We start from the raw sequence: 26,329 nt of genomic DNA, 5'->3' as shown, positions 1-26,329 counted from the left end.
CTTGCCCTTGCAAGGCATGCTGTTCAGGGCTGCTCGCGGGCCGGGGCAGGCTGGCTTGCCGGCTGGCCGGGCGTGCCGTCCTGGCGCCACTGCAAGGCGATCAGGATCAAGGTCGGCACCCCAAGCAGCGCGGTGATCAGGAAGAAATCGTGGTACCCGAACTTCTCCACCATGACACCGGAATAGCCGCCGATCAGGCGTGGCAGCAGCAACATGATCGAGCTCAGCAGCGCATACTGGGTGGCCGAGAACTTGAGGTTGGTCAGGCTCGACAGGTAGGCGACAAAGGCTGAAGTCGCCATGCCTGAGCTGAAGTTGTCCAGGGAAATGGTCACCACCAGCATTTCCAGGTTCGGGCCCATGTCCGCCAGCATCAGGAACAGAATGTTGGTGCCGGCAGACGCCACGCCACCGATGAACAGAATGGGCATGATGCCGAAGCGCACGATGAGCAAGCCGCCCACACCGGCGCCCACCAAGGTCATGATCAGGCCGAAAATCTTGCTGACACTGGCGATCTGATCCTTGGTAAAGCCCATGTCGATGTAGAACACGTTGGCCATGACGCCCATCACTGTGTCGGACATGCGGTAGGTGGCGATCAGGCCGAGTAGCAGCAGGGCTTGCCAGCGGTAGCGCACGATGAAGTCATTGATGGGCGTGAGCACCGGCGCGAGGCCGCGGCGGCCGAGGCTCGACAGGCAAGCCCAGGACAGCAGCACGTACAGGATCAAGCGCAGGAAGGCGCGGTCTTCGAGCAGCAGGTCCAGGGGCGTGGCGTCGCCCGAGATCACGCTCGACCAGCCTGTATTGAACATCTGCGTGAAGCTGGCCGGCACCGACACCAGCAGGATGATGAGCACGAACACCGAGGCCAACTGGTGGGCCAACCCGTAGCGGGCTGCCGACAGTTGGGTGCGCAGGGGCACGGGCGGTTCACGCATGACCAGGGTCGTGAACAGGGCCGGGAGCATCATGACTGCGAACATGACATAGGTGCCGGCCCACGCCTTGTGCAGGTAGCTGAACCCGGTGGAGCCAAACCATTCTGCAAAGAACAGTGCGCCGGCCGTGGCGAGCAGGGCGGCGACGCGATAACCGGCCATGTAGCTGGCGGCCAGGGCCGCCTGGCGTTGGTCATCGGCGATTTCCAGGCGGTAGGCATCCACGGCGATATCCTGGGTAGCCGAGGCAAAGGCCACCAGGACGGCCAGGGCGATCAGCCAGGAGAGGTGCTGTTGCGGGTCGCACAGGCTCATGCCGACCAGGCCCACCACGACCAGTGCCTGGGACAGCAGCAGCCAGGAACGGCGACGCCCCATCCCGCCCAGAAGCGGTAAACGCCATTGGTCCAGCAGCGGCGACCACACCCATTTGAAGGCATAGGCCAGGCCGATAAGGCTGGCATAGCCGATGGTTTCCCTGGCTACGCCGGCTTCGCGCAACCATACGGAGAGGGTCGAGAACACCAGCATGTAAGGCAGGCCGGCCGCGAAGCCGAGCAGCAGAAGCACCAGGGTTGACGGGCTGGCATAAGCAGCGAGCGCAGCGCGCCAGGTTTTACGGGGCATGGACCAACATCTGCCTCAAGTTTCCAGGACAAAGCGCGCACTCTAACCGCTGTGCTCCATCGGGCGCCAGCCATGGCGCGTCATATCCACGCGATTGTTGGCCACCTGCACACCTTCGGCACGCAAACGGGCCCGTTGCTCATCGCCCGATGGCGTACCCGAAGGCAGGCTCAGGCGACCACCTGCGCCCAGCACCCGATGCCAGGGCAAGCGCGTGCCCTGGGGCAGTTGCGACAGCGTGCGGCCCACCCACCGTGCGGCTTTGCCAAGCCCGGCAAGCTCAGCCAATTGGCCGTAGCTCACCACATGCCCGGCAGGCACCTGGCCGAGCACTGAATAAAGTGCCATCCGTCGGCCCTCTGCAGTTTCCAAGGTATGACCCATCGCGTCGGACACCAGACCCTCCCTGGGGTATAGATGAAACCTGACCAGCGGCGGGCAAATGAGAGTGGAACTCATCGGCGCATTGCAGGTCATTGCTTGCTCTTGCCGGTTGCATCCGGATAATGCCCGGTTTTCTCGCCAAATCGAACCTGTAGCCTGCTTATGTCACTTAAATTACTGATGTCATTGCTTGCCGCGTCTTGCTGCGCCTCCTCGGCGTTTGCCGATACCGTCTGGATGAAGAACGGGGACCGTCTGAGCGGCAAGATCAAGGTTTTCGACGGCGGCAAGCTGTTGCTCGAGACGCCCTACGGCGGTTCGATCGCCTTGGACTGGAAACAGGTCAAGACCCTGGAAAGCGACCAGGAGCTGCTGGTCAAGCAGGATGCCTACTCTGGCGAGAAGGCCAAGTCGCTCAAGGCAGCCGAGGCCGGCAAGGTGACCCTGGCCAACGGCGAGGCACCCAAGACGGTGGACCTGGCGAGCATCGAGCAGATCATGAAGCCCAAGCCGGTGGTCGAGGACCTGGTCTGGAAAGGCAATGTCGATGTGGCGCTGGACTACAAGCGGGCCGAGAACGACACCGACGACTACGACGTCAGTTTCAAGACTACTGCGCGTCATGGGCGCTGGCGTCATAACGCCGAAGGCGAATACAACCGCGAGACCAAGGACGATGTCACCACCACCGACAACTGGAGCGCCGAGTACGCGCTGGACCGCTTCCTGACAGAGAAATGGTTCTGGCAGGGGCGCGCCGAGTACAAGCGTGACCGTATCGAAGACCTCGCCCGCCAGCGCACGGTGGGTACCGGCCCTGGCTACCAGTTCTGGGACGATGAGCTGGGTGCCTTCTCGCTGGGCTCGTTGATCAACCGCACCGACTTCGAGTACCAAGACGGTGAGAAGGACAACTTCTATTCCGCCGCTGTGAAGTGGGACTACACCCGGTACCTGATCGGCAAGAAGGTGCAGCTGTTCACCAACGGCGAGCTGGCAAAGCCCCTGGGTAATGTTGCCGACTATTCCCTGGACGCCGAAGTCGGCTTGCGCTACAAGGTCACCGACTGGGCGTCGCTGAACCTCAAGGCCGAGAAGGACATCATCAGTGGCACCCGCGAAAGCGACCTGGACAAGACCCGCTACACTGCAGGCTTTGGCGTTACCTGGTAAGCCGTCGAGGTCAAGCCGGGCGATTGGCGCCAGGCCTGCCTTGGTCGCGCTTGTGCCAGCCATCACTGCCTGCTGCCTACAGGGTTTCAGCGAGGGGTTTTGAAGTGAGTGAGAACGCCGTCCGTCCTGCACGGGAATTGCTGCTCAAGGAATACCGGGGAGTCTTGTCGACCCATTCCAAGTCCATGGCGGGTTTCCCGTTCGGTTCGGTCGTGCCCTATTGCCTCGATGCAGAGGGCAGGCCCCTCATCCTGATCAGCCGTATCGCCCAGCACACGCATAACCTGAGTAAAGACGCCAAGTGTTCGTTGCTGGTGGGCGAACGCGAGGCGCAGGACGTGCAGGCGGTCGGGCGACTGACCGTCATGGCCGAAGCGCGCAAGCTGCAGGACCCGGCCAGCATCGAGGCAGCGGCCATGCGCTATTACCGCTACTTTCCGGACGCGGCCGACTACCACCAGGCTCACGACTTCGATTTCTGGGTGCTTGAGCCGGTGCGCCACCGGTACATTGGTGGTTTCGGTGCCATCCACTGGCTCGATCAGGTGACCTTGGCCAATCCCTTCGCCGGCAAGGTCGAGGGCGGCATGATCGAGCACATGAACAGCGACCACGCCGCCGCCATCGCGCACTATGTGCAGCTTGCCGAGCTTCCCAGCCATATCCCTGCGCAGTTGGTCGGTATCGACAGCGAGGGGATGCACCTGCGCATCGGCCAGGCGATCCACTGGTTGGCATTCCCGAGCCGTTGCAATACGCCGACACAAGTGCGCGAAGCCTTGGTTTTGCTGGCCCGCGCCGATCGCTGGCCGGCCTTGAGCGAAATACTTGCTTGAAAAGCGGAGCACACGCATCCATTTGTAGGTCTTACTGCAAGGGTGTCTTGCGACGAGGAATGCTTTGATGCGTGTTTTTCTACTGCTGCTTCTGCTGTTTCCCGTGCTGGAGCTGTTCGTCTTCGTGAAAGTCAGCGCCGCCATCGGTTTTTTCCCCGCGTTGCTGCTCATCATCGCCGGCTCCGCCCTCGGGGTCCTGGTCATGCGAGTGGCCGGGTTGGCCACGGCCCTGCGTGCACGTGAAAGCCTGCAGCGCGGTGAGCTGCCTGCCGAGGACATGTTCCATGGCATGATGCTGGCGGTCGGCGGCGGGCTATTGATGATCCCCGGTTTTATCAGCGACGTGCTTGGCCTGCTGTGCCTGTTGCCCTTTACCCGCCAGTTGGCGGCTCGCAAGATGCGCGAGCGCGCCCAGGCCCAAGCGACCCGCCAGCGCGCGTTCCAGGATGACCCGTTGCAGGGCCAGCCCCCGCATGGCGGGGGCCATCGACCCAATGTGATCGAAGGCGAGTACGAACGCCGCGATCAGTGAGAACAGGGCCGCCAAGCGGCCCTTTTTTATGCCTGTGCAAAAAAATTTCCCTACCAAGCCTTGTAATCGATTCGGTCGGCCTCATGTAGTGGTCACCGCAAGGTTTCTGGTGGCGACACCAGACATGACTTAGGCCGTTTGCTCGTGGCGAGCGGCCTTCCGGCAACGCCGGACAGCATCAACCCGCCGGTGTCGACACCGGCCGATGAAAACCACAATTTGGGAGAGATCGACAATGAAGCTTCGTCCTCTGCATGACCGCGTCGTCATCCGTCGCAGCGAAGAAGAATCGAAAACCGCTGGCGGTATCGTCCTGCCAGGTTCGGCCGCTGAAAAACCAAACCGCGGCGAAGTCGTCGCCGTCGGCACCGGCCGCGTCCTGGACAACGGCGAAGTACGTGCGCTGGCCGTGAAAGTGGGTGACAAAGTGGTTTTCGGCCCGTACTCGGGTAGCAACACCGTGAAAGTCGACGGCGAAGACCTGCTGGTCATGGCCGAAAACGAAATCCTGGCCGTTGTTGAAGGCTGATTTCCACCGACTTCCCGTTACTCCAAAGATTTATCAAGGATTAAACGATCATGGCTGCTAAAGACGTAAAATTCGGCGATTCCGCTCGCAAGAAAATGCTGGTTGGTGTCAATGTTCTGGCTGACGCGGTAAAAGCGACCCTGGGCCCGAAAGGCCGTAACGTGGTACTGGCCAAGAGCTTCGGCGCGCCGACCATCACCAAGGACGGCGTTTCCGTCGCCAAGGAAATCGAGCTCAAGGACGCCTTCGAGAACATGGGCGCCCAGCTGGTCAAGGAAGTCGCTTCCAAGGCCAACGATGCAGCCGGTGACGGCACCACCACCGCGACCGTGCTGGCTCAGTCGATCGTCAACGAAGGCCTGAAGGCCGTCGCTGCCGGCATGAACCCGATGGACCTCAAGCGCGGCATCGACAAGGCCACCTCCGCCATCGTCGCCGAGCTGAAGAACCTGTCCAAGCCATGCGCCGATTCCAAGGCCATCGCCCAGGTCGGTACCATTTCCGCCAACTCCGACAGCTCCATCGGTGAAATCATCGCCGAAGCCATGGAGAAGGTCGGCAAGGAAGGCGTCATCACCGTCGAAGAAGGTTCGGGCCTGGAAAACGAGCTGTCCGTTGTAGAAGGCATGCAGTTCGACCGCGGCTACCTGTCCCCGTACTTCGTCAACAAGCCAGACACCATGGTTGCCGAGCTGGACAGCCCGCTGCTGCTGCTGGTCGACAAGAAGATCTCCAACATCCGTGAGCTGCTGCCAGTGCTGGAAGCCGTTGCCAAGGCCGGCCGCCCACTGCTGATCGTTGCTGAAGACGTCGAAGGCGAAGCCCTGGCTACCCTGGTCGTCAACAACATGCGCGGCATCGTCAAGGTTGCAGCGGTCAAGGCGCCAGGCTTCGGCGACCGTCGCAAGGCCATGCTGCAGGACATCGCCGTCCTGACCGGCGGCCAGGTCATCTCCGAAGAAATCGGCCTGTCCCTGGAAACCGCTACCCTGGAACACCTGGGCAACGCCAAGCGCGTGACCCTGTCCAAGGAAAACACCATCATCATCGACGGCGCTGGCGCTGAAGATGATATTCAGGGTCGCGTCAAGCAGATCCGTGCCCAGATCGAAGAAACCTCTTCGGACTACGATCGTGAGAAGCTGCAAGAGCGTCTGGCCAAGCTGGCTGGCGGTGTTGCCGTCATCAAGGTCGGTGCTGGCACCGAAGTCGAAATGAAAGAGAAGAAAGCCCGCGTCGAAGACGCCCTGCACGCTACCCGTGCAGCGGTCGAGGAAGGCGTGGTGCCTGGCGGTGGTGTTGCCCTGGTGCGCGCCCTGTCTGCAATCGTTGACCTCAAAGGTGACAACGAAGACCAGAACGTCGGTATCTCGCTGCTGCGCCGTGCTATCGAAGCACCACTGCGTCAGATCACTGCCAACGCCGGCGACGAGCCAAGCGTTGTGGCCGACAAGGTCAAGCAGGGTTCGGGCAACTACGGCTACAACGCTGCGACCGGCGAGTACGGCGACATGATCGAAATGGGCATCCTGGACCCAGCCAAGGTCACCCGTTCGGCACTGCAAGCTGCTGCTTCGATCGGCGGTCTGATGATCACCACCGAAGCCATGGTTGCCGACCTGCCGGAAGACAAGCCAGCAGGCGGCGGCATGCCTGACATGGGCGGCATGGGTGGCATGGGCGGCATGATGTAAGCCAGCCTTACCCCCGCTGTACCCCAAAGCCCCGGCTCGCTAGAGCCGGGGCTTTTTTGTTCAGGGCTCGGCATTCTATCGGTGGGTGCTGGCTCAGGCAGGGCGGGGCTCTGTGGCTGGCCTGTTCTGCGCGCGTCTGCGGTACAGCACCAGGTAGTAGGCACCCAGGCCGATCAGCCAGCAGAACACAGCCGTCCAGACGTTGTGGGACAAAAAGTGCGCCCCTTGCATCATCCTGCCCACCGACAGCACTGTACCGGCGATCAGGGCCACCGCAAACGCGACGCGCGCAAGACGCGGTTTACGATCACGCAACGCGAAAAACAGCGCGAACAGGCAGAACCCGGTGGTCGCATGACCGCCCGGCCAGCACAGCCCCGGCTTGTCGGTAGCAGGCCTTGGCTCAAGCAGCTTGCTGTAGGTTTCCGAGCCGCCGAACTGCGTGAGGCTCCAAGGGCACTGCACCTGCGTCAGTTTCTTCAGCGGCGTGACGAAGGCGGTGGATACCCCCAGAGCGAGTACCAAGCAGCCCAGTTCGCGGCGCCAGCCGTACAAGCCCCTGACCAAAAAACTTGCCACAAAAACAGCCAGTGCCAGGACGCCCAGCAAGATAACGCCCTGCTTGACCCGGTCATGCAGGATGTTCTCCAGCAGGTAGCTGTGCCGACCGATGAACTGCCCGGTGGCGGTATCGAAGAACAGATTGGCCACGGCCATGTCCACCGAGGTCCATTCGAGCGCCACCAGCGCAAGCATGGTGGCCAGTGGAATACCCAGGTACAGCCACAGGTTCAAGGGGCGAGGGCAAATTGGTTGCTGCATGGCGGCTCCAGGGCACGGAAAGGTCGCGCATTGTCGAGCCGCTCCTATGCTGTGTCCGTGAAGGTTCAGTGAAAAAAACGTCAAGCCGCCTGAATTCATCCAAAGGCTGGCACCCCGCAGGCTTAGGCCTTAAGCTGCGCCTGCCGCGCATCACCGCGAGCAGCGTCGCACAGGAGAAATTCATGCGCATCCTCTTGGTTGAAGACAACCGCGATATTCTGGCCAACCTTGCCGACTACCTTGGCATGAAGGGCTATACCGTCGACTGTGCCCAGGATGGGTTGTCGGGCCTGCACCTGGCAGCGACCGAGCACTATGACCTGATCGTGCTCGACATCATGTTGCCGGGTATCGATGGCTATACGCTGTGCAAGCGCCTGCGCGAAGACGCCCGCCGCGACACGCCGGTGATCATGCTTACCGCCCGCGATCAACTGGACGATCGGCTGCAAGGCTTCCGCTCCGGCGCCGATGACTACCTGCTCAAGCCCTTCGCCCTGTCCGAGCTGTCCGCGCGTATCGAGGCTGTGCTGCGCAGGGCGCAGGGGGGTGGCCGTCGCACGCTGCAGGTCGCCGACCTGAGCTACGACCTCGACACACTGGAGGTCAGCCGGCAAGGCCGCCTGCTCAAGCTCAACCCGGTCGGCCTGAAACTGCTGGCGGTACTCATGCAGAAGAGCCCGCACGTGTTGCGGCGCGAAGTACTGGAAGAGGCCCTGTGGGGCGATGACTGCCCTGACAGCGACAGCCTGCGCAGCCATGTACACCAGTTGCGTCAGGTGATCGACAAACCTTTCGAAAAACCCCTGCTGCATACCGTCCATGGCGTCGGCTATCGCCTCGCCGAGGGTCGCGATGGAGTTTAAACAGAGCCTTGCCCAGCGCATCATCATTGCCTTTGCGCTGATGAGCGCGCTGGTGGCCGGGGCTTTCGCGGTGGGTATCGTTTCCACCGTGCACCTGGTGGAAGAGCGCCTGATTTCCTCGGTGCTCGGCGGTGACCTGCAGCGGCTGTTGCGCATGGACAGCGTCAGCGACTGGAGTCACCGCCCGCGACCGGACCAACTGTTCTACTTCAGCGGGGGGCGGGACGACTTCGAGCTGCCCAAGGACCTGCGCCATCTGGACCGAGGTTTCCACGAGGTCTTTCGCGACCAGCTTTCGTATCACGCCATGGTGGAGATCGTGGACGGTCGTCGTTACGTGCTGTTGCAGGATCAAAGCGACTTCGAGGAGCGAGAGCGGCTGCTGTTCGCCGTAGTGGTCGTAGGGTTCGTATTGAGCCTGGTGCTCGCCGTGATCCTGGGCTGGTTGGTGGCGCGTCGGGTGATGGCACCGGTCATCCGCCTGGCGCGCCAGGTGCGCCATCGCGACCAGCTGCTTGGGTTGGCGCCACCCTTGGCACCTGACTACGCCGCTGACGAGGTCGGGCAGTTGGCAGTGGCCTTCGATGACACCCTGGGCCGTCTGCGCGATGCCTTGACGCGCGAGCGCCTGTTCACAAGTGACGTCAGCCACGAGTTGCGTACACCACTGATGGTGCTGGCGACCTCATGCGAGTTGCTCATGGAAAACCCGGCCTTGGATGCGCGTTCGCGCAGTCAGGTCGAACGGGTGGCACGCGCCACCGAGGAAATGCGCGAGCTGGTGAAAACCTTCCTCATGCTGGCCCGGGCCCAAAGGGACGAAGGTGCTGTGGCATCGCGGGCAACCCTGCGCGAAGTAGGGGACGAATTGATCGGGGTTTGGCGCGACACCATCGAACAAAAGGGGCTGACGCTGCATTACGAAGGCCGTGGCAACGCAGGTCCGGTCTTGTACAACGCCACCTTCCTGCAATCGGTTATGGGCAACCTGCTGCGTAACGCCGCCCATTACACCGACAGCGGTTACATTCGTCTGACTCTGCAGGCCACAAGTTTCACCGTGGAAGACAGCGGGGTAGGCATCCCCGAGGAGCAGCGCGAGGCCATGTTCAAGCCCTTCGTACGCGGGGAAGAACGCCGAGGGGAAGGCCTTGGCCTTGGCTTGTCGTTGGTCCAGCGCATTTGCGATGACCAAGGCTGGCAGGTCACGCTGACCTCGACCCATCCCCATGGCTGCCGATTCCAAGTGGACCTCAGCAGTACAGTGGTCAAGGGTGAGCTGAATACACTTTCGTAATAGCCTGTAAGAAATATCCTGGTGAAGAACGCTTTTTTCACAACGTCATAACCTGATTCCAACGCTTGGCTGCTTAGTCTGGCCGCCATTGGAATCAGGAGATGCCCGATGCGCAGCCCCATCAACCTCGAGTTTTCCCGTAAATACGACAAGGCCCATGCCCAACAGTATTTTTTGAAGCACCAGGCCGGCTTGGCCAGGCGCCTGTCCCATAAACGCGATGAGCAGTTGGCTCGCCGGGCCCTGACGCTGGCGGGCGAACCGGGCTTGGTCTTGGACCTGCCCTGCGGAGCGGGTCGCTTCTGGCCACTGCTGGCGGAAAAAGCCAACCGCGTGATCATTGGAGCAGACAATTCCGCCGACATGATCGAGACGGCATGCGCGTCCCAACCACCGGAAGTCGTGGCCCGGGTACGACCTTTGCAGACCTCGGCCTTTGCCATCGAGTTACCGGATAACGCGGTGGACAGCATTTTTTGCATGCGTCTGTTTCACCATATTGGCGAAGCGGCTCACAGGAAAGCGATCCTTAAGGAGTTTCAACGAGTTAGCCGAGACAGCGTGATTGCGTCGCTGTGGGTCGATGGCAATTTCAAAGCCTGGCGGCGCAGGAAGCTCGAGCACCGTCGCGATACCGAGCACGGGCCGGACAGTTACCAGAACCGTTTTGTGTTACCTGCCGAAACGGTTGAGGCGGAGTTCGCAGCCGCTGGTTTCAGGATCCAGGAACGCCTCGACTTCCTGCCGTTTTATGCCATGTGGCGCGTGTATGTGCTGCGCAAGGGTTAAGGTGCATGACGGTTCACAAGGCCTGTACCCCTTGCGCAGGCACCCTCGATACCGGTGCTGCCATTCGTCGTTGAGCGGTGCAAAGGCGCCTAGGTTGCACTACGTTTATCCAATGGCGTTTGGCAGCGCTGTCAAAGGGTTAGGGCAATGAAACTAGAAATAGCTCGAACTTTGTTTCTGGTTGGGGGCTTGGCGCTCACCACGGTTGCAGTGGCAGCCTGGGAACAACCGAAAACCGTGGTGTTCAGCCAATCGGAACTGGCTGAGCAATGTGCTTTGCCGCGCGAGGTAAAGCCACAGCAGCATGCCAAGGTGCAGCCTGATCACGACCTGCTGTTGTTCCTGTTCGGCATGCGCCAGGGACTGCGGCCGTTTGGTTGAGCCGCAGGGCACAGCCTGACGCCCGTTTCAGATCACATGCAGGTGATTGTCCCAGAAGCCTGAAGGCAGGTTCAGGGGCTGGCCGACGAGCTGGTGCTTGCGGCAATCATAGAACCGGCAGCGGCCTTGGCCCGATGTCACCACGAACCCGTCCTTCACCGCGCCAACGCCGGCACAGTCGGGCATGGGCGCATCCAGACGCACGGCGCCGCTGTCCAGGTCCCAGACGAACAGGCGGTTGGCCCGTGGTGCTGTCAGTGCCACCAGGCGCAGTTCGTCGTGTATGGCCACGCTGGCCGTATACTGGGCCATGGCCTGTAACTGGTGGTGCGGAACTGGGAAGGCCTGGAAAGCCTGGCCTGGTCGTTTGATTGCCAGCAGCTCGGCAGTTTCCGAGGCATCCCCCATGAACTGCTGACACGCGGCAATGGTGCCATCGCGGGCTACCGCCAAGTGACGAACACTGTTCATCTGCTGGGCCAGGGTTTCCTTGCTCAATAAGGTGCCGTCGCGCTGCATCAGCACCAGGCTCGGCTCCATGGCATCAAGGTTCATCTCCACTCGGCTTTCGGCCTCGGTGCGGATACCCCCGTTGGCGACCACCAGCGTTTCGCCGTCCGGCAGCCAGGCGACTTCATGCGGGCCAATGCCGTGGGTGCTGAGCTCGCCGGTGCGCACCAGGCGCTCGTCGTCGAAACGGTAAACCCCCAGCACGCCACGGCCGGGGTCTCGGGTATCGTTTTCGGTGGTGTACAGCCACTGACCGTCCTTGTGCAGCACGGCATGACCATAGAAATGCCGGTCAGGCGGCGATACCACCGTCTGCAACAGCTTCCCGTCGCGCAGGTCGACCAGGTAGCTTTCAGTCCCTGGGCGGCGAGCCACGAACAAGGCAATGGGCCGCTCCGGATGATCGATGATGGCATGGCAACGCTGGGCCACCTGGGTACTGAACACCTGGGTGCCGTCCAGGCGATAGCCCACGGCATAGTGCTTGCCGTCGGCGTCGTCGCGTGCCGACAGCAGCAAGGGCTCGCTGCCTTTTTTGCGCAGAAGACTCCAGCCGCCCAAGGTGAGGGCACTGAGTACAACGCTACCGAGTTTCAAGGCCTGGCGTCGCAGCATGATCAGTCACCGTCGTTGGCGTTGAAGCCCAACTGAATGTTAAGCGCCTTGGCCAATTCACCTTCATGCAGGCGGTGCACGACGTTGAGGCTGTCGTAGATCTGGTTGAGGGTCTGCTGACCTGCGTCGTCGGCCAGTAGCTCGCCCAAGGTTTTCTGGTTATCAGCCAGCAACTTCAATGAATTGGCGTAGGCATCGTCTATCTTTTGCGCAAGCGCCTTCTGATCGCCTGGCAGCAGCCCGCGCAGCCCTTTATTGTCCACACCCACCCAAACCGCCTGGGCCGCCTTGAGGCTGGCCTGGAGGCTATTCATGGAGTTGTGGCTACGCCAGGCTTCCGCTTGCAGGGGCTGTGGGATGCCTTTGCTTTGCCGTCCCATGGGCGCACCCAGCTTCTTCTTCAGCGAGTCCAAAGCGGTTACCTGTGCACGCAGCAGGTCGGCGATGGCTTCGTGCGAATCGGCGTAGCGCTGGTTGGGGAACTTGGTCATCTGCGAGAGCATGCCCTCGGTGCTGTTCCAGCCCTTGAGGATTTCCTCGGCCAGCCCCTTCTGGTGCTCGGCGATGGCCACCAGCATCGGGCAGTAACGCGCCTTCTGCTCGGCCGTGGCGATGTCCGGCTTGCTGTCGAACAAGATGTATTCATAGGCTGATAAACCGCGGACCACAACGCTCGCCTTGGCGAGGGAGGCCGCATCGACAGGCTTGTCCGCATTGACCAGTTGCTCGACCTGACGGCCGACCAGGTTCTTCTTGTCAGGCCAGAACTGTACTTGCCATGCACGGTTGCCCTCGGCCAGCGGGCCCACCAGCAAGGGTTGCAGCTCAGCCCAGGCCTTTTGCGCATTGAGGAAATCGGCACGCGCCTTTTCCAGGGTTTCCTTGCCTTCGCAGAACGCCAGGGCGCTGGCGGCCAGCATGCGATCGGCTTCGACCCAGCGGCTGTAGGTGGGCAGGATCACCTGCTTGGCGATGGCCGCGGAGGTGACGGCCTGCGGATCCTGCGGGGAGCAGGCGCCAAGGGCCAGGGCAGCGAGGCTGGTAAACAACAGTTTGGGTCGGAACATGGCCGGCTCCTGTGCATGTTTAAAGTGATTTCAAAAACGCCAGCAGGGCAGCGCGCTGCTCGGCATCGAATGTAAGGACGAAATCGCGTGCTGCCTGGGCTTCGCCGCCGTGCCACAGCACCGCTTCGAGCAGGTTGCGCGCGCGTCCGTCATGCAGAAATTGCGAGTGACCGCTGACCGTTTCGCTCAGGCCGATTCCCCAGAGCGGGGCCGTACGCCAGTCCTGGCCGTTGGCGGCAAATTCGGTTCGTTCATCGGCAAGGCCGGGGCCCATGTCATGCAGCAGTAGATCGGTATAGGGCCGGATGATCTGGCCGGCGAGTTCCGGCTCGGCAGCATCGCTGGCGGTGGTGAACTGAGGGATATGACAACCCTGGCACCCGGCCTTATAGAACAGGTTCTTGCCTGCCAGCACCTGGGGGGTGGCCACATCCCGACGGGCCGGCACGGCCAGGTGGCGGGTATAGAAGGTGACCAGGCGCAGGATGTTGTCACTGACTTCCTTTTCCCCTGCCACGCCGTCGCCATTGGGCGCGGCGCGGCATTCGACCTGAGCCTGGGTGCAGTCGTCGTTGGGCTGCAATGTCGTCGTCAGGCCCATGTCGCCGGCGAACGCATGCGCATTCTGCTGGTTCACAGTGGGCTGGCCCGCTTTCCACCCAAAGCGGCCGACAACCGTGCGCCCCAGCGCATCGTCCCACACGCGGTTGGCGCGTCCCCGAATCCCATCGCGATTGCGGTCGTCCGGGTCTTCGTTGGCCAATACGTCAGCCTCGGGAATCGCCTCGAGCAGGCCCAGGCCGATCATCGGTGGCGCCACGCGCGCCGAAAAGCGCGTGTCCGGGTGCATGGCCCCGTAGCCCAGTTGGGTGATCTGCAACGCCGGCATGCGCAGCTCGACCTGGTGGCCATCCTTGAACGAGACCGTCTGCGCGGTGTAGGTCATGCGCACCTTGCCTTCAGGCGCCACGCCAGGGATGGCCATGTCCTGAAGCTGAGTGCCGTATACAGGTTCCGGTACCACCCCCAGCCGTTCGATGACCTTGGCCAGGTAGGGTTGGTCAGGTATCGACAGGCGCACGAGCATGCCGACCGCATTGCTGGCATTTGCCGCGGGTGGGTGACCGCGCCCGTCGCGCACATGGCAGTTCTGGCAGGCGTTGGTGTTGAACAAGGGGCCCAGGCCGTCGCGCGCCGTGGTGGTGGAGGGGGCGATGACCCAAGGGTTGCGAAAGAAGCTGTTGCCTACTGCAAAGTCCAGGCGCCGCTCATGGGAGAGGTTGGCGGCGGGCAGCGAATACGCATTGCGGTCACTGCGCAACACGGTCGTCTTGCCACCTGACAGCGCTTCGCCCGGCTCGGCCTGGGTAAAACGCGGGGCGTCGTCACAGGCGGAGAGGGCAAAGACCAGCAGCAGAGGGGCAAGTCGGGACAGCGGCAGGGACATGAAGAATGCTGGGCCTGAACGAAAATCCGGCGTGCAAGCTTATCAGGCCCAGGATCATTGAATAAGAGCAATTTGCGTTTGCTAGATGAAATCGTCGACGTGAGTGCTCCTGTCGTAAGTAATGCTGGCCATGGTTTAACCCCTCTACGGCCCAGACATGAAAACGCCCGGCTCAAGGCCGGGCGTCGGGTGCCGCACCAGATGGGATCAGAATTCGTGGTCGGCTGTGTCGGGGTTCAGGTTGTCGATGCCCAGTTTGCCGGCGGCCTGTTCGATGGCACCGGTCTGCTTGACCAGGGCTGCAATCGCATCACGCACGATCTGGTTGCCGGCGGCGTTGTCGGCGGCGATCAGTTGGTCATAGTGCTCGCCCTTGAGGGCGTGGTCGACGATCACCTGGATCTTCGCTTCGGTGGCTTCCAGGTCTGCGCGCAGGGTCGCATCGGCAGCAGGGTCGGCCTTGGCCACCAGTGAAGACAGGCTAGGCCCGGTCAGCTTGGTACCATCAGGGCGGGTGTACTCGCCCAGGTAGACATTGCGAATGCCCTTGGCATCGTAGAAATGCGAGTAATGGGTGTTGTCGCTGAAGCAGTCGTGCTCGTCCTCGGGCGAGTTCGCCTCCAGGGACACCTTCATACGCTCGCCAGCCAGCTCACCGAGCGAAAGGCTGCCCATGCCGAACAGCATCTTGCGCAAGCCGTCGGTGGCAGGCGCGCCTTCGAGCTTGGCGCGATAGTTGTCGGCCACGTTCGGCGCCCAGTTGGCCACCATCTCGTCAAGGTCGGCGACCAGAAGGTCGGTGACCGCCTTGAGGTAGGCGCGGCGGCGGTCGTTGTGGCCACCCGTGGCGCCCTCGCCTTCGAGGTAGTCCGACGCCGGACGATTACCCGCACCTGGGCCGGTACCGTTCAGGTCCTGGCCCCACAGCAGGAATTCGATGGCGTGGTAGCCGGTGGCGACGTTGGCTTCGGAGCCGCCCAGTTCGTTGAGGCTGGCCAACTTCTCGGGGGTGATGTCCTTGACGTCGATTTTCTCTTCGCCCACCTGGATCTCGGTGTTGGCGATGATGTTGGCGCTGGCTGCCGGGTTACCCAGGGCGTGCTCGTAGCTGGTGTCGACGTAGTCGATCAGGCCTTCGTCCAGGGGCCAGGCGTTCACCTGGCCTTCCCAGTCGTCGATGATGGTGTTGCCGAAGCGGAACACTTCGCTTTGCAGGTAGGGCACGCGCGCAGCGACCCAGGCGTCCCTGGCGGCCTTGAGCGTCTGATCGTTGGGCGTGGCGAGGAATGCGTCGACGGCGGCCTGCAGGGTCTTGGCGGTGCTCAGCGAGTCGCTGTACACGGCATGGACCATCTCGGCGTAGTGCTTGACCACGGCCTTGGCAGCGGCTTCGTCGACAGCCCCTGGCGTTGCTGCAGGGGTGCTGGCGGCAGCGGGAGCCTGGGCTTGCGGCGCGGCGGCCTTGTCGTCCTTGCCTTCACCGCAACCGGCGAGAGCGATGGCAATGGCCAGCAGACTGGCAGAGGCCAGGGGCATTCGAATCATTGTTGGTTTCCTGCGTCGTGTGGTTGGACCATGGGTGAACCGTGCGCGATGGCACGCTGAACCGACACATCATGCGAAAGATTTGCATTTGCTGTAAAGGGTTCAGCCTGCGATTCATGTAAAAGCAGGTCACGGCGTTTCACCTGTGCATTCAGAGCATGGAAACCTGATTGCGCTGGGCCTGCCTGAGGAAGCTGGTCAGTTCCCGGGCCGACAGCGGCTTGCTGTAGTGGTAGCCCTGGCCCTCGTGGCAGCCTTGGGCAATGATGTAGGCTTCCTGTTCGGCGGTTTCCACGCCTTCGGCAATGACCTGCATGCCCAGGCTTTTGCCCAACTGAATGATGGCGCGCACGATGGTCGCGTCATCGTCGTCATCGAGCAGGTCCTGCACGAAGCTCTTGTCGATCTTGATCTTGTCCAAGGGCAAGGACTTGAGGTAGCTCAAAGACGAGTACCCAGTACCGAAGTCGTCGATGGCGATCAGGGCGCCCGAACGCCGCAGGCTCAGCAAGTGCTGGGCTGCGGTGCTGATGTCCTCCATCAGGCCGGTTTCGGTCACCTCCAGTTCCAGGCTGCGCGGAGGCAGGCGATAGGCCTGGAGCAGATTGTTCACCACCCGCGGCAGTTCGCTGTGGTGAAGTTGCACAGTGGACAGGTTGACCGCCATGCGCAGCTCGCTGAAGCCCAGGTCGTGCCATTCGCGCAACTGCCGGCAGGCCTGATCCAGCACCCACTCGCCGATCCCGATGATGCTGCCGTTCTGTTCGGCCAGCGGTATGAACTGATCGGGCGGCACCATGCCCAGTTCCGGATGCTGCCAGCGCAGCAACGCCTCGACCCCTACAACGCGATGATCGCAATAGCTGATCTGCGGTTGGTAGACCAGGTACAGCTGGTTGCGTGGCAGGGCCTCGCGCAGGTCCTTTTCCAGTTCGCGGCGCCGGCGCATCTCGGTGTCCACGCTGGCGATGTAGAACTGGTAGCGATTGCGTGAACGCGCCTTGGCCAGGGTCATGGTCTGCTCGGCTTTTTGCAGGAGCTTCTCGGTGCTGTCGCCGTCTTCCGGGAACAGGGTGATGCCAATGGTGGCGCGCAGGCGGATCTGCTGGTGGTGGTCCAGGTCGAAAGGCACCTCCAGGTCGTCCAGGATGCTTTGCGCAAGCTCTGCCGCTTCGTAGGGCTGTTCGATGTTGGCCTGCACCAGGGCGAACTGGTCGCCCCCCAGCCGCGCCAGCGCGCCCAAGCGTCCGCTGTGGGCCCTCAGACGATCGGCCAGGGCCAGCAGCAGCTGATCACCGACCTGATAGGTGAACTGCTCGTTGATGCCCTTGAAGTCGTCAAGGCCTACACAGAGCACGGCCACTCGATGTTGCAGGCGCCCACCGTCCACCAGGATCTTGTCCAGTTGCTGCTGCAGTTGCTGGCGATTGGGCAGGCCGGTGAGGAAGTCGTACTGGGCCATGCGCTGCAGACTGTTCTCGGCCTCATGGCGCAGGTGGGTATTGCGTTCGATCGATGCCAGCAACTGGTTGGCGGTGTTCACCCAAAGGCCCAGTTCGTTCTTCTCATGGCCCCTTATCAGTGGGATCTGATGCTGGCTGGGGCGGTCTGGATTGATCTGGGTGAGGTGTTCGATGATTTTGGAGAGTGGCTTAGTCAACAGCCAGTGGTAGACCAGGTACAGCACCAGCCCCATGGCAAGCGCCCGAAGCACGCCGGAGATGAAGATGATCACGGCGTTGATCAGAAAGTCTTCGCCATAGGCGGCCGTGTCGAGGGTGATGTTGAGGTCGCCGTAATATTCACTGTAGGGCCCCCGGCCTACCAGCTGCGTGGTGTAGGTACGCTCCTGGCCAAGAATCAGATCGGTGAGCCAGCGCAGGGGCATGTCCTGCAACGGCCTGGACTTTTCTGCCAGCATGGTTTCGTTGGGGTGACCGATGGAGGCCATTCGCACCGACTCGTCCTGAAACAGACCTTCCATGACCTGCATGCCCATTTCACGGTCCAGGCTGTAGACCGCCTGTGTAGAAGGATCGCGGAACATGTCAAGAATGCGCTGGGCGTCATTGTTGACGGCCTGGCGGGTCTTGTAGGTGTCATAGACGATTTGCGCACAGCTGAGCACGACGCCGACCGCTAGCGCCGCCAGGAGCACGACCCTGAGCAACTTGGCCGACAAGCTGTTACGCAATTCCAGCTTCAATGGAGGTTCCTTAATCCATGCAAATGACATTATTTTGCCATCAATCATGACCTTTCACTACGGGACGGTCATTAGCAGTGTATCGGTTGAAGCCCTGGGTAACTTGAGTGGGCGTCGTCAAGAAACCGGAAATTTGATGTTAGCGCGCTATGCACGCTGAGCAAGTGCGGCATCGTCCAGTAGCAGGCATGAAAAAGCCCGGCACGTGGCCGGGCTTCAAGAACAGTGCTGGACTCAGGCCTTGAAGGTCTTGCCTTCGAACTGCTCAGCCACGAAGGCCCAGTTGACCAGGTTCCAGAACGCCTCGACATACTTTGGACGCAGGTTGCGGTAGTCGATGTAGTAGGCGTGTTCCCAGACATCGCAGGTCAGCAGCGGAGTGTCGCCGCTGGTCAGCGGGTTGCCGGCACCGATGGTGCTGGCCAGCGCCAGGGAACCATCCGCTTTCTTGACCAGCCAGCCCCAGCCGGAACCGAAGGTGCCGACGGACGTCTTGGTGAACTCTTCCTTGAACTTGTCGAAGGAACCGAAAGCGGTGTTGATGGCTTCTGCCAGGGCGCCGGTCGGCTGGCCGCCGCCGTTTGGCGACAGGCAGTTCCAGTAGAAGGTGTGGTTCCACACTTGAGCGGCGTTGTTGAAGATGCCACCCGACGAAGAGGTGACGATCTCTTCCAGGGTCTTGCCTTCGAATTCGGTGCCCGGTACCAGGTTGTTCAGGTTCACGACATAGGTGTTGTGGTGCTTGTCGTGGTGATACTCCAGGGTTTCCTTGGAGATGTGCGGCTGCAGGGCATCGTGGGCGTAGGGCAGCGGCGGCAATTCAAAAGCCATGGTAGATCTCCTGATTCAGGTCTAGTTCGCGGTTTGCGCAGGGCCGATCACGGGCGGCCCTATGTGCGTCGGCGAGTTTGTACTCTTTGCGACGCAAGGGCTGGATCATAGCACCAAGCCTTGGCGCATAACCACGCAACAAACATAGGGATTAGAGGTTCCAGGTGCCTTGGCGGGCAGCGACCGGTGGCGGTCGTTTCCAGGCAGGATGGGCAGGGACGTCACGCGCTGGCACCCTGGGCTCGAATGATCAGTTGAAGATCAGTTGCGCTGCCACGGCAAACATCATCACGGCCACCATCAGGTCCAACAGACGCCAGGTGCCTGGCCGTGCCAGCCAGGGAGCCAGCCATGCCGCCCCGATCGCCAGGGTCGAGAACCATAGCAGCGAGGCGCTGGCAGCCCCCGCCACGTAGGCCCCTGGCGCCGTCTGCTGGGCCCCGAGCGAGCCGATCAGTAGCACAGTGTCAAGATAGACGTGGGGGTTGAGCAAGGTGACCGCCAGGGCACTGAGCAGCACGGCCCGCCGTGAACGCATGCCCTGGCCCTGCTGGTGCTGCAGGCTCTGGTCGGAGAAGGCACTGCGCAGGGCTTTGATCCCGTACCAGATGAGGAATACCGCGCCCCCCCAGCGGGCAACGCTCAGCAGCGTCGGATTATGGGCCAAGGCCGTGGCAAGACCGAACACACCTGCGGCGACCAACAGGGCATCACACAGGATGCACAGCGCCGCTACCGGCAAGTGATGCTCGCGGCGCAGGCTTTGCGCCAGAACGAATGCGTTCTGCGTGCCAATGGCCATGATCAGGCCCAGGGCGACCAGCAGGCCATTGAGATAACTCTGCCACATGGAAGACGACTCCTCGAAAGATGCTGGCCAGTGTGACAACTTGCGGGTTATAAGAAAAATCAATAAAGCTCACCGGTCATTAGGAAAATCGATGTTCGACTACAAGTTGCTTGCGGCCCTCGCTGCCGTCGTCGAGCAAGGCGGCTTCGAGCGTGCAGCGCAGGTGCTGGGCCTGTCCCAATCGGCCGTGTCGCAGCGCATCAAGTTGCTGGAGGCGCGCGTGGGGCAGCCGGTACTGGTTCGCATTGCTCCGCCTGGCCCGACGGAGGTAGGCCGGCAATTGCTCAACCATGTGCAGCAGGTGCGCCTGCTAGAGCGCGACTTGCAGCGCCAAGTACCCGCGCTCGAAGACGGGGGTATGCCGGAACGTCTGCGCATCGCGCTCAATGCCGATAGCCTGGCCACGTGGTGGGCCGGCGCAGTGGGGCAATTCTGTGCCGAGCACAAGGTGCTTACCGATCTGGTAGTCGAGGACCAGGAAGTAGGTCTCAAGCGCATGCGCGCCGGTGACGTGGCCGCCTGCCTGTGCGGCAGCGAACGCCCAGTGGCCGGCGCCCGCAGCCTGGCCCTGGGGGCAATGCGTTATCGGGCATTGGCCAGCCCTGCCTTCATGAAGCAGCATTTTGCCCAAGGCTTCGATGCCTGCCGCCTGGCTCGCACGCCCGCAATCGTCTATGGCCCCGACGATTTTCTACAGCACCGCTACTTGGCCTCTTTAGGTATGCAGGACGGTTTTCTGCATCATTTGTGCCCCTCTTCCGAAGGCTTTTTGCGCATGACCGAAGCGGGGTTGGGTTGGGGGCTGGTGCCGGAGTTGCAGGCCCGCGAGCAACTGGCAAGCGGCCAATTGGTGGAAATCTGCAGCGATACCCCGATCGACGTACCGTTGTACTGGCATCATTGGCGTAACGGCGGGCAACTGCTGGCACAGCTGACCGACCACCTGCGCCACAGCGCCCACCACTGGCTGGTGCCGTTGTAGCGCCGAAGGGCGTCAAAGGCTTCTGAACATCAGGCAAGGCGGAGTGTTACATGCGAATTCTGGTCACTGGCGCGAGTGGCTTCATCGGCGGGCGTTTCGCTCGGCTGGCCCTGGAGCGGGGGCTGGATGTGCGGGTCAGTGGCCGACGTGCCGAAGGTGTGGAGCATCTGGTGCGGCGTGGCGCGCAGTTCATCCCGGGCGACCTTGGCGACGCGGAATTGGCCCGGCGCCTGTGCCAGGGCGTCGAGGCCGTGGTGCATTGCGCCGGTGCTGTGGGGCACTGGGGGCCCTATCAGACGTTCGCCCAGGGCAACGTGGTGGTCACCGAGAACGTCGTCGAAGGCTGCCTGAAGGAACACGTACGTCGTCTTGTGCACCTGTCCTCGCCGTCGATCTACTTCAATGGTCGTTCACGCATGGCCATTGGCGAGGATCAGGTGCCCGGCCGGTTTGCCAATCACTACGCCAGGACCAAGTTCATTGCCGAACAGAAGGTTTTCGGTGCCCAGGAGTTTGGCCTCGAAGTATTGGCGCTGCGCCCACGTTTCGTCATCGGTGCAGGCGATACGAGCCTGCTGCCGCGGCTGGTGCACCTGCAACGCAAAGGCAGGCTGGCAATTATCGGCAACGGCTTGAACAAAGTTGACTTCACCAGTATTCACAACCTGAACGAAGCGCTGTACAGCGCAGTGTTCGCTGACGGGCGCGCGCTTGGGCAAGCGTACAACATCAGCAATGGCCAGCCCTTGCCGCTATGGGACGTGATCAACTATGTCCTGCGTCAGCTTCAGCTCCCCCAGGTCACCCGCTACCGAGGCTATGGGCTGGCCTACGGCCTGGCCGCGCTCAACGAGGCGGCGTGCGCCCTATGGCCGGGCCGGCCCGAGCCTACGCTGTCACGCCTGGCCATGCAGGTGATGAGTCGCGATTTTACCCTGGACATCAGCCGCGCCAGTCAGTACCTGGGCTACCAGCCCACCACTAGCGTATGGGCGGCATTGGACGAATTCTGCACCTGGTGGAAACACCAGCCGTCTGGCCGGTAAGCGCACCACGACGTCGGGCATCACCTGGCTGCGTGCGCGGTTTATAATCCCGCTTATTTGCAACCTCTGTGGTGGGATGCTCATGCGCTTTGATGCTCGCGATGATTTCGATGATGTACCGGCCTTGCGCGCAGGGACGCCGGATGACGACGATGAGGTGCTTGCGGCCCATGTCCCGCGCAGTCGTCGTCAAGCGACCAGGCCACCGAGCACCGGCCCGTTGTGGGCGATGCTGGTGGCCGCGTTCATCGCCCTGGGTTGTCTAGGGTGGTGGAGCTATCGGCAGATCTCCCTGATGGAGCAGCAACTGGTCGCCACCCAGGAGAGCTTCGCGCGCATCAGCGAAGACGCGGCAGGGCGATTGCAAGCGATCAGCGGCAAGGTCGAAGCCAGCGCCTCGTCCAACAACAGTGGCAGTGAAGCCCTCAAACAGCAGATCAGCCAGTTGCAGGCCAGTCTGGCCGAACAGGGCAAGCAGCAGGCGGGTGTGGCGGGCCAGGCCGGGGACCTTGGCAAGCGCCTGGAGCAGGTCCTGGCCGACACCCGTGAACAGCAGAGGGCGGTGACAGAACTGCAAACGCAGTTGCAGGCGCAGTTGAAGGCGGTGAACGGCGAGTTGGCAGCGCTCAAGTCGGGCCAGGTCGATGGGGGCAAGCTCGACGGGCAACTCAAGAGCCTGAGCGAGGAAGTGGCGGCGCTGAAAAAACAAGGCAACCCCAAGGCCGCCATCGAAAGCCTGGAGCAGGATGTGCTGGTGCTCAAAAGCCAGCTGGACAACCGCCCCAATACCACGGCCGGCGGTGGCGCATCGGTGCAGGAGTTCGACGCGTTTCGTGGTCAGATGACCCGTAACCTGAACAACGTCCAGAGCCAGTTGCAGAACCTGCAACAGCAGATCAACGCCAAGCCTTGACCGGGAAGGACAGGGGCCGGGTCCTGGCCCCTGTCTAAGGCCTTACAGGCGTGGGTAATCGATGTACCCCACCGGACCTTGGCCATAGAACGTTTCTGGGTGAGCTTCGTTCAATGGCGCATCGCCAGCCAGGCGTGCAGGCAAGTCCGGGTTGGCGATGAACGGCACGCCAAAGGCCACGGCATCAGCCTTGCCATTGGCCAAGGCCGCATTGGCACTGGCCTTGTCGAAACCTTCGTTGACGATATAGACGCCGCCAAATGCTGCTTTGAGTGCAGGGCCAAGGCTGTCGTCGCGCTCACGTTCCCGTGAGCAGATGAAGGCAATGCCCCGCTTGCCCAACTCCCGCGCCACATACGTGAAGGTCTGGGCACGGTCGGTATCGCCCATGTCGTGGGCATCGGCGCGCGGCGCCAAGTGCATCCCGACGCGCTGCGCTCCCCATACCTGGACTACGGCGTCGGTGATCTCCAGCAGCAGGCGGGCCCGGTTTTCCAGCGAGCCGCCGTACGCGTCAGTACGCTGGTTGGTGCTGCTTTGCAGGAACTGGTCGAGCAGATAGCCGTTGGCGCCATGAATCTCGACGCCGTCAAAGCCTGCGGCCTTGGCGTTTTCGGCGCCCGTGCGGAAGGCCTCGACGATGTCGCTGATCTCTTCGGTATCCAGCGCCCGAGGCGTGGGGTAGTCGCTGAGCGGGCGAACCAGACTCACGTGCCCCTTGGGTTGGATAGCGCTGGGTGCGACCGGTAACTGGCCATCGAGGTAGCGTGGATGGGAAATGCGGCCCACATGCCACAGCTGCAAGAAGATTCGGCCGCCAGCGGCATGCACGGCATTGGTGACATTGGTCCAGCCCCTGACCTGTTCAGCGCTCCATATGCCCGGCGTGTCCGGGTAGCCCACGCCCATGGAGCTGACCGAGGTCGCCTCGCTGATGATCAGGCCGGCACTGGCACGTTGCACATAGTATTCGGCCATCAGTGCGTTCGGCACGCGGCCGGCGTCTGCGCGGCAGCGGGTGAGTGGGGCCATGATGATGCGATTGGGCAGTTCCAGGTCGCCCAGGGTGATTGGATCGAATAGCGTGGTCATGACGGATACCTGAGAGTCAAAGGGAGTCGCAAAGCTTTAAGTGTTCCGAACAGATAGCCAGACGGTATATCGCTCGGCGGCGATGCATTCCAGGCAAGTGATAGACTGGCGCCATGAATTATCTTGCACACCTTCACCTTGGGGGACCAGCCCCACAGCAGTTGCTGGGCAGCCTCTACGGGGACTTCGTCAAAGGCTCGCTGGAAGGGCGGTTCGCGCCGCAAATCGAGGCGTCCATCCGCCTGCACCGGCACATCGACAGTTTCACTGACACGCACCCTGTCGTGCTGGCCTCCCTGGCGCGTTTTACGCAGGTGCGACGCCGGTTTGCGGGGATTGCGCTGGACGTCTTCTTCGACCACTGCCTGGCGCGTCACTGGCCTGAATATGGGCGCCAGCCGCTGCGTCAGTTCACCCATGGGTTCTATCAGGTGCTGTTGGCCGAGCCCGCGCTGCCGGGCCGGTTGGCCCACATCGCGCCTTCCATGGCGCAGTCTGACTGGCTGGGCTCCTATGCTGACTTCGCCACGCTAGAACAGGTGTTCGCCGGGATCGCCCGGCGCTTGTCACGGCCTGAAGGCTTGGCAGGGGTCATGGAGGAACTTGATCGCCTGTACATGCCGTTGCTCGATGATTTCCGCGCGTTCTACCCCCTGGTACAAGCCTTTGCTGCCAGTCATCGGGCACAGGCCGGCCCGCTCGTGGATTGACTGATCTGCCGCGTGGTTGGCGCCAGGGCGCTGCGTTCAGGTGGCGGTCGCACACGGCCTGTGAAGTACCGGTGGCTCTGGTGTGCCGTAGAGCGCCTGATGGATCGAACGCTGGGCCTGGAGCGCCAGCAGCGTGCGGCCCTTGCCATGACTTGTCAGTGGATCGAGCAGGTGAATGCGCACTTGGCCGCGAGGTTGTGCCAGCAACCGCAGCAGGTGTGACACTAGATCATCATCCCCCACGAAGGGCGCCAAGGAGTCGATCTGGCCCCGCCGCTGGTATTGGATGGCCACCGGTTGCACGGCGATGCCCTGGTCGATGGCTGCCGCCAACAGGCGCCCATGAAAGGTCCTGAGCTGGTGCCCGTCGGTGGTCGTGCCTTCGGGGAACAGCAGCAGGGGGTGGCCTGTGACCAACTGCTGGCCGATCTGCACGCGTAGCTGCTGCCCATCGCCGGCGCCGCGCCTGATGAACAGGGTGCCTGCCTGCTCGGCCAGCCACCCGGCAAGCGGCCAGTGCCGGACCTCCGCCTTGGACAGAAACGACATAGGCGCGAGCATGCCCAGCAGGGGGATGTCGGTCCAGGACACATGGTTGCCGACCCACAGCATGGGCGTGCTCGGCAGCTTGCCCGTCACGCAGACTTCGAAGGGCAGTACTGCTACCAGGCGCCGCATGAACAGCCGGGTCCAGCGTTGCCGGCGTTCGAGCGAGGTTTTGATGCCAAGGTGCATCCCGATGACGAGCAGGTTGGCCATCAGCAGCCCCAGCACCACCACCAGCAGCAGGTGAATCAGGCGCCCCACCTGCCGAAGACGGCCCCTCACACAGCGGCCTTGAAGTGACGGGCGTAGCGCGGGCACAGCGCCTCGCGCTTGAGCAGGATGAACACATCGGCGACCTGAAAGTCTTCATCCCAGCACGGTTCGCCACAGACCTTGGCGCCCAGGCGCATGTAGGCCTTGAGCAAGGCCGGCATCTGGGCGCTCACGTTATCCGGCAACGTCAGCGGCGGCAGCGGATTGCGGGGTTCGGCACGCAGGTCCTGGGTGCACAGGTGGCGTTCGCGCAGGCGTTGCATGACGGCATGCGCCTGCACCCCGCCGTCCTGCATCGAGATGCTGGCGCAACCCATCAGGTAGCGATAACCGCCTTCGTTGAGTACGTCGGCCAGCTCGCTCCAGAGCGTGGCAATGGTGCCCCCGTTGCGGTACGGCGCGGCCACACAGGTACGACCCACTTCCAGGATGGGGCCCTGGAGTTGCAGCAGCCCTTGCAGGCTGAACCCCTCCTCGCTGTAGAAGCGGCCCAGGTTGCTGGCCGCCTCGTGGTCGAGCAGTCGCGTGGTGGCCACCAGCCGTCCGCTGGTGACATCGCGTACGCCGATATGGCGGCAGTGCGGGTCAAATTCGTCCTGGTCCAGGCCGTGCTCGGCACCCTTGAACCTTGCATCGAACGCTTCGCTGAAGACCTGATAGCGCAGGGCCTGAGCCTCCCGCAACGCGGCGTGACCCATCAGGCGCTCGGCGTGCAGGCGGTGTCCGGTGCAGGTGTCGGCAACATGAGCGATTCGCGTCATTACGAGTCTCCATAAAACCAGCCATGCAAGGGTGGCCGGTAGGCTTTTATGTGCGCGTTCA

General features: G+C 62.2%; 26 protein-coding genes. 13 read left to right on the top strand and 13 right to left on the bottom strand.

What is annotated here, in order from left to right; translation table 11 throughout:
• Window positions 1-23 precede the first annotated feature (23 nt).
• Both ACF8R3_RS20925 and ACF8R3_RS20920 read right to left on the bottom strand, forming a co-directional pair.
• On the bottom strand, window positions 24-1,571 hold the full coding sequence (locus ACF8R3_RS20925) for an AmpG family muropeptide MFS transporter (RefSeq protein WP_058637151.1): 1,548 nt from the start codon (window positions 1,569-1,571) through the stop codon (window positions 24-26).
• Between the two features lie 42 nt (window positions 1,572-1,613).
• Entirely contained in the window at window positions 1,614-1,955 is a 342-nt protein-coding gene (locus ACF8R3_RS20920; protein WP_058603284.1) for an MGMT family protein, read from the bottom strand.
• A 237-nt stretch (window positions 1,956-2,192) separates the two neighbouring features.
• On the opposite strand from ACF8R3_RS20920, the gene ACF8R3_RS20915 reads away from it, so the two are divergent.
• The 5 genes from ACF8R3_RS20915 to groL all read left to right on the top strand — a co-directional run bounded on the left by ACF8R3_RS20915 (window position 2,193) and on the right by groL (window position 6,719).
• Window positions 2,193-3,128 (top strand): DUF481 domain-containing protein, encoded by a 936-nt coding sequence (locus ACF8R3_RS20915; RefSeq protein ID WP_392475721.1) that lies wholly within the window; start codon window positions 2,193-2,195, stop codon window positions 3,126-3,128.
• 104 nt (window positions 3,129-3,232) lie between these two features.
• Window positions 3,233-3,964, top strand: a complete 732-nt coding sequence (locus ACF8R3_RS20910) for a HugZ family protein (RefSeq protein ID WP_392516089.1) — start codon at window positions 3,233-3,235, stop codon at window positions 3,962-3,964.
• A 67-nt stretch (window positions 3,965-4,031) separates the two neighbouring features.
• Window positions 4,032-4,496, top strand: coding sequence for an FxsA family protein (locus ACF8R3_RS20905; RefSeq protein WP_058637147.1), 465 nt, complete (start codon window positions 4,032-4,034; stop codon window positions 4,494-4,496).
• Window positions 4,497-4,731: 235 nt separating this feature from the next.
• On the top strand, window positions 4,732-5,025 hold the full coding sequence (locus ACF8R3_RS20900; protein ID WP_003251905.1) for a co-chaperone GroES: 294 nt from the start codon (window positions 4,732-4,734) through the stop codon (window positions 5,023-5,025).
• A gap of 50 nt (window positions 5,026-5,075) precedes the next feature.
• Window positions 5,076-6,719, top strand: coding sequence for a chaperonin GroEL (gene groL, locus ACF8R3_RS20895; RefSeq protein ID WP_058603280.1), 1,644 nt, complete (start codon window positions 5,076-5,078; stop codon window positions 6,717-6,719).
• A gap of 93 nt (window positions 6,720-6,812) precedes the next feature.
• On the opposite strand, the gene ACF8R3_RS20890 is transcribed toward groL, so the two are convergent.
• A complete protein-coding gene (locus ACF8R3_RS20890; RefSeq protein ID WP_392516088.1) occupies window positions 6,813-7,541 on the bottom strand; it encodes a phosphatase PAP2 family protein in 729 nt (242 codons plus the stop codon).
• 182 nt (window positions 7,542-7,723) lie between these two features.
• Here ACF8R3_RS20890 and colR point away from each other — a divergent pair, with 182 nt between their 5' ends.
• The 4 genes from colR to ACF8R3_RS20870 all read left to right on the top strand — a co-directional run bounded on the left by colR (window position 7,724) and on the right by ACF8R3_RS20870 (window position 10,874).
• Window positions 7,724-8,407: a two-component system response regulator ColR gene (gene colR, locus ACF8R3_RS20885; protein WP_023534349.1), complete on the top strand. Its 684-nt coding sequence runs from the start codon at window positions 7,724-7,726 to the stop codon at window positions 8,405-8,407.
• Window positions 8,397-9,704 carry a HAMP domain-containing sensor histidine kinase gene (locus ACF8R3_RS20880; protein WP_058637145.1) on the top strand — a complete coding sequence of 436 codons (1,308 nt, stop codon included), beginning with the start codon at window positions 8,397-8,399 and terminating at the stop codon, window positions 9,702-9,704. The genes colR and ACF8R3_RS20880 overlap by 11 nt, the downstream gene beginning before the upstream one ends.
• A 108-nt stretch (window positions 9,705-9,812) precedes the next feature.
• Window positions 9,813-10,493, top strand: a complete 681-nt coding sequence (locus tag ACF8R3_RS20875; protein WP_392516087.1) for a class I SAM-dependent methyltransferase — start codon at window positions 9,813-9,815, stop codon at window positions 10,491-10,493.
• Window positions 10,494-10,640: 147 nt separating this feature from the next.
• A complete protein-coding gene (locus tag ACF8R3_RS20870) occupies window positions 10,641-10,874 on the top strand; it encodes a hypothetical protein (RefSeq protein ID WP_058603276.1) in 234 nt (77 codons plus the stop codon).
• Between the two features lie 27 nt (window positions 10,875-10,901).
• On the opposite strand, the gene ACF8R3_RS20865 is transcribed toward ACF8R3_RS20870, so the two are convergent.
• The 7 genes from ACF8R3_RS20865 to ACF8R3_RS20835 all read right to left on the bottom strand — a co-directional run bounded on the left by ACF8R3_RS20865 (window position 10,902) and on the right by ACF8R3_RS20835 (window position 19,945).
• Entirely contained in the window at window positions 10,902-11,999 is a 1,098-nt protein-coding gene (locus ACF8R3_RS20865; RefSeq protein ID WP_078478042.1) for a DUF1513 domain-containing protein, read from the bottom strand.
• Window positions 12,000-12,001: 2 nt separating this feature from the next.
• Window positions 12,002-13,066 (bottom strand): imelysin family protein, encoded by a 1,065-nt coding sequence (locus ACF8R3_RS20860; RefSeq protein WP_196127514.1) that lies wholly within the window; start codon window positions 13,064-13,066, stop codon window positions 12,002-12,004.
• Between the two features lie 19 nt (window positions 13,067-13,085).
• A complete protein-coding gene (locus ACF8R3_RS20855; protein ID WP_392516086.1) occupies window positions 13,086-14,513 on the bottom strand; it encodes a di-heme oxidoredictase family protein in 1,428 nt (475 codons plus the stop codon).
• 207 nt (window positions 14,514-14,720) lie between these two features.
• On the bottom strand, window positions 14,721-16,058 hold the full coding sequence (locus ACF8R3_RS20850) for an imelysin family protein (protein ID WP_392516085.1): 1,338 nt from the start codon (window positions 16,056-16,058) through the stop codon (window positions 14,721-14,723).
• A gap of 151 nt (window positions 16,059-16,209) precedes the next feature.
• Window positions 16,210-18,264 carry a putative bifunctional diguanylate cyclase/phosphodiesterase gene (locus tag ACF8R3_RS20845; RefSeq protein WP_392516084.1) on the bottom strand — a complete coding sequence of 685 codons (2,055 nt, stop codon included), beginning with the start codon at window positions 18,262-18,264 and terminating at the stop codon, window positions 16,210-16,212.
• Between the two features lie 234 nt (window positions 18,265-18,498).
• Window positions 18,499-19,095, bottom strand: a complete 597-nt coding sequence (locus ACF8R3_RS20840; protein ID WP_023534404.1) for a superoxide dismutase — start codon at window positions 19,093-19,095, stop codon at window positions 18,499-18,501.
• Between the two features lie 250 nt (window positions 19,096-19,345).
• Window positions 19,346-19,945 (bottom strand): LysE/ArgO family amino acid transporter, encoded by a 600-nt coding sequence (locus tag ACF8R3_RS20835; protein ID WP_058603268.1) that lies wholly within the window; start codon window positions 19,943-19,945, stop codon window positions 19,346-19,348.
• 91 nt (window positions 19,946-20,036) lie between these two features.
• On the opposite strand from ACF8R3_RS20835, the gene ACF8R3_RS20830 reads away from it, so the two are divergent.
• From ACF8R3_RS20830 to ACF8R3_RS20820, 3 genes are all read left to right on the top strand, one after another.
• Window positions 20,037-20,927, top strand: a complete 891-nt coding sequence (locus ACF8R3_RS20830) for a LysR family transcriptional regulator ArgP (protein ID WP_058637137.1) — start codon at window positions 20,037-20,039, stop codon at window positions 20,925-20,927.
• 50 nt (window positions 20,928-20,977) lie between these two features.
• The gene (locus ACF8R3_RS20825) at window positions 20,978-21,973 is read left to right on the top strand and encodes an NAD(P)-dependent oxidoreductase (RefSeq protein WP_058637136.1); all 996 of its coding nucleotides are present in this window, start codon (window positions 20,978-20,980) and stop codon (window positions 21,971-21,973) included.
• 82 nt (window positions 21,974-22,055) lie between these two features.
• Entirely contained in the window at window positions 22,056-22,886 is an 831-nt protein-coding gene (locus ACF8R3_RS20820) for a hypothetical protein (protein ID WP_058637135.1), read from the top strand.
• Between the two features lie 42 nt (window positions 22,887-22,928).
• Here ACF8R3_RS20820 and ACF8R3_RS20815 read toward each other — a convergent pair whose 3' ends face one another.
• Window positions 22,929-23,978 carry an alkene reductase gene (locus ACF8R3_RS20815; protein ID WP_392516083.1) on the bottom strand — a complete coding sequence of 350 codons (1,050 nt, stop codon included), beginning with the start codon at window positions 23,976-23,978 and terminating at the stop codon, window positions 22,929-22,931.
• Window positions 23,979-24,091: 113 nt separating this feature from the next.
• Here ACF8R3_RS20815 and ACF8R3_RS20810 point away from each other — a divergent pair, with 113 nt between their 5' ends.
• Window positions 24,092-24,688, top strand: coding sequence for an ACP phosphodiesterase (locus ACF8R3_RS20810; protein WP_196126406.1), 597 nt, complete (start codon window positions 24,092-24,094; stop codon window positions 24,686-24,688).
• Window positions 24,689-24,724: 36 nt separating this feature from the next.
• Here ACF8R3_RS20810 and ACF8R3_RS20805 read toward each other — a convergent pair whose 3' ends face one another.
• Window positions 24,725-25,516, bottom strand: a complete 792-nt coding sequence (locus tag ACF8R3_RS20805) for a lysophospholipid acyltransferase family protein (protein WP_392516082.1) — start codon at window positions 25,514-25,516, stop codon at window positions 24,725-24,727.
• Window positions 25,513-26,268 (bottom strand): L-ornithine N(alpha)-acyltransferase, encoded by a 756-nt coding sequence (gene olsB, locus ACF8R3_RS20800; RefSeq protein ID WP_392516081.1) that lies wholly within the window; start codon window positions 26,266-26,268, stop codon window positions 25,513-25,515. Before olsB ends, ACF8R3_RS20805 begins: the two co-directional genes overlap by 4 nt.
• Window positions 26,269-26,329 lie beyond the last annotated feature (61 nt).

Source organism: Pseudomonas sp. FYR_7 (assembly GCF_043106155.1).
Taxonomy (GTDB): Bacteria; Pseudomonadota; Gammaproteobacteria; order Pseudomonadales; family Pseudomonadaceae; genus Aquipseudomonas; species Aquipseudomonas parafulva_B.
Note: the sequence above shows the minus strand (reverse complement) of the source record. Positions and strands in the feature narration are given on the sequence as shown.